We start from the raw sequence: 403 nt of genomic DNA, 5'->3' as shown, positions 1-403 counted from the left end.
CTTGGTAGCTCAGTCGGTAGAGCAATGGACTGAAAATCCATGTGTCGGCGGTTCGATTCCGTCCCAAGCCACCATTTATTTTAACTGAAATTATTTATTGAGTATTGACTAAACAATAGATGATGATGTATTATTGTTATTGTTGTTTGGAGGGGTAGCGAAGTGGCTAAACGCGGCGGACTGTAAATCCGCTCCCTCAGGGTTCGGCGGTTCGAATCCGTCCCCCTCCACCATTTATATAGGGGCATAGTTTAAAGGTAGAACAGAGGTCTCCAAAACCTCCGGTGTGGGTTCAATTCCTACTGCCCCTGCCAATATATTATTACGGCGATTGTGGCGAAGTGGTTAACGCACCGGATTGTGATTCCGGCATTCGTGGGTTCAATTCCCATCAGTCGCCCCA

3 tRNA genes are annotated in these 403 nt (G+C 47.1%); all 3 read left to right on the top strand.

Annotation, left to right across the window (positions count from 1 at the left end):
- The first annotated feature begins 148 nt into the window (after window positions 1-148).
- The 3 genes from RYX56_RS21325 (at window position 149) to RYX56_RS21315 (ending at window position 403) form a co-directional block, all read left to right on the top strand.
- Window positions 149-233: transfer RNA gene (locus tag RYX56_RS21325), tRNA-Tyr, on the top strand.
- A gap of 7 nt (window positions 234-240) precedes the next feature.
- Window positions 241-314, top strand: a tRNA-Trp gene (locus RYX56_RS21320).
- Window positions 315-327: 13 nt separating this feature from the next.
- Window positions 328-403: transfer RNA gene (locus RYX56_RS21315), tRNA-His, on the top strand.

The sequence above is a fragment of the Alkalihalophilus lindianensis genome, assembly GCF_032843265.1.
Lineage (GTDB): Bacteria > Bacillota > Bacilli > Bacillales > Bacillaceae_D > Alkalihalophilus > Alkalihalophilus lindianensis.
This window is presented reverse-complemented; position numbering and strand designations above follow the sequence as displayed.